Source organism: Gluconobacter sp. NFX36, from assembly GCF_049887835.1.
Classification (GTDB): Bacteria; Pseudomonadota; Alphaproteobacteria; order Acetobacterales; family Acetobacteraceae; genus Gluconobacter; species Gluconobacter japonicus_A.
The window spans coordinates 1-5302 of sequence record NZ_JAGEKJ010000037.1; the positions used below are offsets into that span (position 1 = coordinate 1).

Below are 5302 nucleotides of genomic sequence, written 5' to 3' on the forward strand. Positions count from 1 at the left end.
GGCGATGGACCGTGATCTGCTCAAAACGCAGAGCGAAAGTCACCCCGGAAACCCTCAATCAAAGCGCCAAAAAACTAAAATCATCAGACAAGCGCATCAACAAACAGTTCTTCGATCCCTCCAGGTGATATAGCCTCGCGCATGAATTTCTTTCAGATAACTCGTGACCGTATTGGGGCTGGCTATTCCCGTATGTTCAACCTCACGGAAAAGATTAGTTGCCGTGAGCGGCGGAAGATCCGGATTAATCTTGTGTGAAAAATGCAATGCAAGTGCGCCGTGGGTCATAACCCAGCGGCGTAAGTCAGCGACATAACGGACCTCTCGCGGCATTTGCCTGTGGATCGACAGAAGTTGCTGGTTGCAGAAATTCAGGCACTGAAGGAAGCTCGGCAGTGCCATTAAATCATCGACTGTGTAGGTTGGTGCAGTATTGTGATCGAAGGGTGCGAAGTCAGCGTATGTCATACAAATGCCCAACAAAATAATCAGGCGTTATCTTTAGAGGTCTGCTGGATGAAGGAAATCCCTTTGTCGCATTTTTGGTGAGATTCATGTTTCGGCTTGTTTTTTATGAGGCAGAGACCGAAGCTGGGGTTGTGTATTATGGAAACGCTAAATTTCATATGGGTATATTTAAATATATGGCCTTTTTTCATAAAAAATACGATAACCAAAAGTATAAAAGGCGGGTATCTGCATGACTACTGGAACATTTGATAATAATCAGAAGACCATAACGCTGACGCAGGCGATTGTCATCAACGGTAGCTATCCAGAGTACGGAAATGCTTCGGGTATGCCGATCGGACTAATTCGAACTTTCGCTTTTGATAGCGCGTCGGTATCAAATACTTTGAAAAGTCAGGGACAGATTCTTTCTATCGCGTCCAACACTCCGCTATTTGTTCTTCTCGGAATTACATATGGTGGTAATGCCTATGAAAATTTCGCTCTTCCGGATCTGGCAGGAAAAGTAGAAATAGGAAGCCAGAATGGCATGGATCAGGGGCAGGTGACTGGCGAAAGCCAAACCACATTGACCGAAGAGCAGTTTCCGTCATTATTGGGTGGCACCAGCCAGTCAGTGGATAACGCTCAACCCTCTCTGAGCGTCAATTATGTTATTCGCGTAGCAAGCGATCCGTCGTCACTGGGATTCGTGGGAGAAGTAGATGCCTTCGCAGGATCAACACCAGCGATCGCGGGTGGTGAGTTTCTCGCGGCAGTAGGACAACTAGTTTCTATCGCCAAATATCCCCAGTTATTTGCGGTTATTGGTACCACTTATGGCGGAAATGGACAGACAACATTTGCGCTACCTAATCTGACTGGACGCAGCATTATCGGAACATCCAGCACGTTAAGACTGGGGGCTGTCGTGGGAAAGCAGACAGTCTCACTGAGTGATGCGAATGTCCCCGTGTCTGATGGGGGCAGCGGTACGTCTTTTGACAATCGTGCTCCCGGGCTCGCACTAAATTACATTATCTGTATTAGCGGTGCTTTTCCTAATTCAGGTAGCGATAGTGGTCCCGTCATGGGCGAAATTCGTGCTTACGCGGGATCAGCAGCCTCCATTCCTCAGGGGTGGGTATTGGCGAATGGTGCACTGCTGCCCATTTCTCAAAATCTGGCGCTTTTTTCCCTTTTGGGTACCACTTACGGCGGTAATGGTTCTTCGAATTTTGCCCTTCCAAATCTTTCAGATACAGTTGTCGCCGGAAGCGGCGGGTCTCAGAGTTTTGGGGAGACTTACGGAAGCAACACTGCCATTCTGAGCGTATCTGATGCCGCCTGCTTTTGCCGAGGAAGCCGTATACGTACGGCTAGAGGCGATATTCCCGTAGAAGAGATCCAGATCGGCGATCACATTGTTGCCTTTGATGACGACATGACCAAGGGCACCATCAGGCAGGTGACGTGGGTGGGGCAATCGCGTGCTGTCGTTCGTTCAGGTCTACCGGATGATGAAGCTGGCTATCCGGTGCGTCTGTTGAAAGGGGCGATTGCACACAACGTTCCCTACAAGGATATGCTGATTACATCAGAACATTGTCTATTTCTGGATGGTCGGTTCGTTCCAGTACGCATGCTTGTCAATGGACGGTCGATTTTTTTCGATAAAAGCATAGCATCTTACGATTATTATCATGTGGAGACAGAGGATCACTCTGTTATTATGGCCGATGGCGTATTAACTGAAAGCTACCTCGATACCGGCAACCGGTTTGCCTTCAAGCAGAACGGCCCGGTTGTCTCAATGAGGCAGAGCCGTAATTTAACTTGGGATGATGCAGCGGCCCCACTCGAGGTTTCGCGTCATTTTGTTGAACCTCTGTTTCGGAGCTTTCAGTCCCGAGCCGATCGCGTCGAGCATGCGGGTCGGTCACAAGCTCCGATTCTGACACACGAAGATGGGTTGCGTCTCGTCACCGAAACCGGGCGGCTGCTTCATCCTATCCGCAGGGTGAAAGATCGGGTCATGTTCAAGATCCCTGCTGGCGTGAGGTCTGTTCGGATTCTGTCCAATGCCAGTCGTCCCTGCGATGTGATCGGTCCTTTTGTGGATGATCGTCGTATGCTTGGTGTGGTAGTTGGTTATATTGAGCTTTTTGAATCTGATACAACGACGACGTTAATTTCCCATTTGCAGGACGCTGACCTGTCTGGCTGGAACACTATTGAAAATGGTGCGATGCGCTGGACAAATGGAAATGCATTGCTACCGCTTTGTTCTCGGTCAGTTGGCAGCACAGCGATCATGGCGCTTCAGGTTCACAGTGCGGGTCCATACCTAGCTTCGGATAGTTACGCCGACCTTGTGACAGTGCAAGTGGAGGGATCGAAGAGCTGTTGATTGATATGCCTGACCTATGATTTTGGGCTTTTATTATACTGATTGATGGTTCCCCATTTGTGTCTTGAGCTGATTGAAAATCATCATCCGTTGTATTGCTATGCTGCGCCGCTCAACTTCTCCAGCAAGAAGAAGCGGCGCATGTTGTAGACGATATTGGCAAAGCCGATCCGTATGGTAGTTCATGGACTGCTCTCGATTAGCGGAGACGTCCGTTTTCAAACGCCTCTCTTAGATTACCGGACATTCTGCTCCCCCCCTCCCAAAAAAAGCCGCCGAGACATCGATAAAGGATTGCGGGCCCGTGCGGGGGGTGAAAATTCTCTCGCCGAAGATGGCAGAGACGATGGAAACCAACTTTCCAGGAGGCGCTATTGTCCAATGACGATGGCTCCAGGTCAGCACATTAGAGAGGCCTCTCAGGGACGATTTTTATAAAAAAGCAGAGAATTACCTTTTGAGGATATTAGAGTGTCTAAACGCCAGGTGACGCGAATTGAGCCGTTTTCTACTCTGGCGCACGGTGTGCCACACGCGGATGACCGGTGTGTTCTGAGCAATCGTGAGGTTTCGTCTATTGACTGGTGCGCAGGAAAGTCACGCTATCTTTGCTGGATGGTTCAGGTGGTCTGCTGTCTGCATCCGGCGCTGAGCATTAAGGCTTAGGAAGTACCGCCCTTCGTGGCAGTCTTTCATAAAAGGTTTTTCAATATATTTTCATAGGACTGAGCTGACGAAGCGTGTGAGTATTCTCTCAGGCATGTGTTGCCATTGCGCCTTTATTGGAGGGTCTCAATATGAAAAAAGCTTTGCTGGCATCTCTCATTTGCGTCACCGCTCTGTCTGCTTGTGAATCTCCACAGCAGATAGTGGCCCAAAAGGAAGATCACCTTGCCGCTGCGGGGTTTCAGCTCAAGCCCGCTTCGACCCCGCAGAGAATTGCCATGCTCAAGAAGCTGCCTGCTCACCACTTTGTCCGCCGTATCCACGGTGACACGGTGAGCTACGTTTACGCTGATCCAACAGTCTGTGGCTGCCTGTACGTTGGCGATCAAACGGCATACGGACGATATCAGGCCTATCAGCAACAGCAGAATATCGCTGATGAACAGCAAATGGCTGCACAGGATTATCAGGACGCTCAGTGGAACTGGGGGGAGTGGGGCCCTTGGGGCGGCGGCTTCGGACCGGGCTATGGATTTGGTCCAGGTTGGGGCTGGTAGGTCCTCGTCACTTCATCGCCGCGAGGCCGCGCACTTCTCCTGAAGCCGCTGCATAGCGTCTGGCGGCATCGGTGCGGTCATCATGGTTCTATAGTTCATGCAGGCCTCCGTTTCGTGCTTCGGAGGCCTGTGTGAACCGTTAGAACAGGCACTCAGAACGAAAACCAGTGAAGCGACAGCAGCCAGACGCATAAACAGTTCTCAAACCTGATAGAGTTCTAGAGGAAGGCCGTCTGGATCTGAGAAAAAAGTGAAGAGCCGGCCTGTATACGGATCTGTTCGGACTGGTTCTGAGGCCACGCCATGGCTCTTAAGGTGTTCCACCTTTGCGGCTACGTCCTGAACACGAAAAGCCAAGTGTCGTAGGCCGCAAGCTTCTGGACGCGATAGCCGAGGGGGCGCCTCCGGAAAGGAAAAAAGTTCGATTTGCGCATCACCAATCTTCAGGTCGCACTTCCAAGAGTTGCGCTCGGCGCGAAAATTTTCAGCAATGACAACAAAACCCAGCACATCGACATAAAAATGCCGAGAGAGCTGATAATCGGACGCTATTATAGCGACATGGTGGAACCCTAAGATATCTCCTGACGCCTGCTCCATTTGCTCTGCCTTTCTCAAAACATGATCCGATCAGCGGTAATGCCACGATCTCTCGATGTCTAACACGATGGCCCTGATAAACCGTCTAGTGCAAAGACTTTATAATGCTAGTGCAAAGACTTTATAATGGGTCATAGTTCTTATGACGGTTCTGTTTTAGGTCACGCTGACAAAAGGTCTATAAGATCTGCGTGAGATCTGATTCACCGATTGCTTCAACGAAGGCGATAAGGTGGAGTGGGGATGGAACGAGGGGATCTCACGGATCGTAAATGGGCGCTGATTGGTCCGCTTTTGCTACCCGAGCGTGGCCGTTGGGCACGACCATCCGGAGACAACCGGCGGTTTTCAATGGCATGTTGTATGTCCTGTGCACGGGTTGTCCGTGGCGGGACATGCATGAGCGCTACAGAAAATGGAACTCGGTCTATGTCAGGTTCCGGCGTTGGGCTGAATAGGGCGTATGGGATGCCTTGCTGCCAACCCTGTTGTACCTGGAGGGATCGAAGAACTGTTTGTTGATGCGCTTGTCTGATGATTTTAGTTTTTTGGCGCTTTGATTGAGGGTTTCCGGGGTGACTTTCGCTCTGCGTTTTGAGCAGATCACGGTCCATCGCCG

At 50.3% G+C, this 5302-nt stretch carries 7 protein-coding genes; 4 read left to right on the forward strand and 3 right to left on the reverse strand.

The window, feature by feature from the left end; genetic code table 11:
- Positions 1 to 96: 96 nt before the first annotated feature.
- Positions 97 to 468 (reverse strand): hypothetical protein, encoded by a 372-nt coding sequence (locus J4P41_RS15535; protein WP_426067819.1) that lies wholly within the window; start codon positions 466 to 468, stop codon positions 97 to 99.
- A 232-nt stretch (positions 469 to 700) separates the two neighbouring features.
- On the opposite strand from J4P41_RS15535, the gene J4P41_RS15540 reads away from it, so the two are divergent.
- The 3 genes from J4P41_RS15540 (at position 701) to J4P41_RS15550 (ending at position 4083) form a co-directional block, all read left to right on the forward strand.
- Positions 701 to 2860 (forward strand): tail fiber protein, encoded by a 2160-nt coding sequence (locus J4P41_RS15540; RefSeq protein WP_426067820.1) that lies wholly within the window; start codon positions 701 to 703, stop codon positions 2858 to 2860.
- Between the two features lie 471 nt (positions 2861 to 3331).
- Positions 3332 to 3526, forward strand: coding sequence for a hypothetical protein (locus J4P41_RS15545; RefSeq protein ID WP_426067821.1), 195 nt, complete (start codon positions 3332 to 3334; stop codon positions 3524 to 3526).
- A gap of 131 nt (positions 3527 to 3657) precedes the next feature.
- On the forward strand, positions 3658 to 4083 hold the full coding sequence (locus J4P41_RS15550) for a hypothetical protein (RefSeq protein WP_023941649.1): 426 nt from the start codon (positions 3658 to 3660) through the stop codon (positions 4081 to 4083).
- A 201-nt stretch (positions 4084 to 4284) separates the two neighbouring features.
- On the opposite strand, the gene J4P41_RS15555 is transcribed toward J4P41_RS15550, so the two are convergent.
- Entirely contained in the window at positions 4285 to 4683 is a 399-nt protein-coding gene (locus J4P41_RS15555; RefSeq protein WP_426067822.1) for a VOC family protein, read from the reverse strand.
- 356 nt (positions 4684 to 5039) lie between these two features.
- On the opposite strand from J4P41_RS15555, the gene J4P41_RS15560 reads away from it, so the two are divergent.
- Positions 5040 to 5141: a transposase gene (locus J4P41_RS15560; RefSeq protein WP_426067823.1), complete on the forward strand. Its 102-nt coding sequence runs from the start codon at positions 5040 to 5042 to the stop codon at positions 5139 to 5141.
- Here the strand turns inward: J4P41_RS15560 and J4P41_RS15565 are convergent.
- The coding region (locus J4P41_RS15565; RefSeq protein WP_426067824.1) for a hypothetical protein at positions 5111 to 5302 on the reverse strand (192 nt) is incomplete at its 5' end. The genes J4P41_RS15560 and J4P41_RS15565 overlap by 31 nt on opposite strands.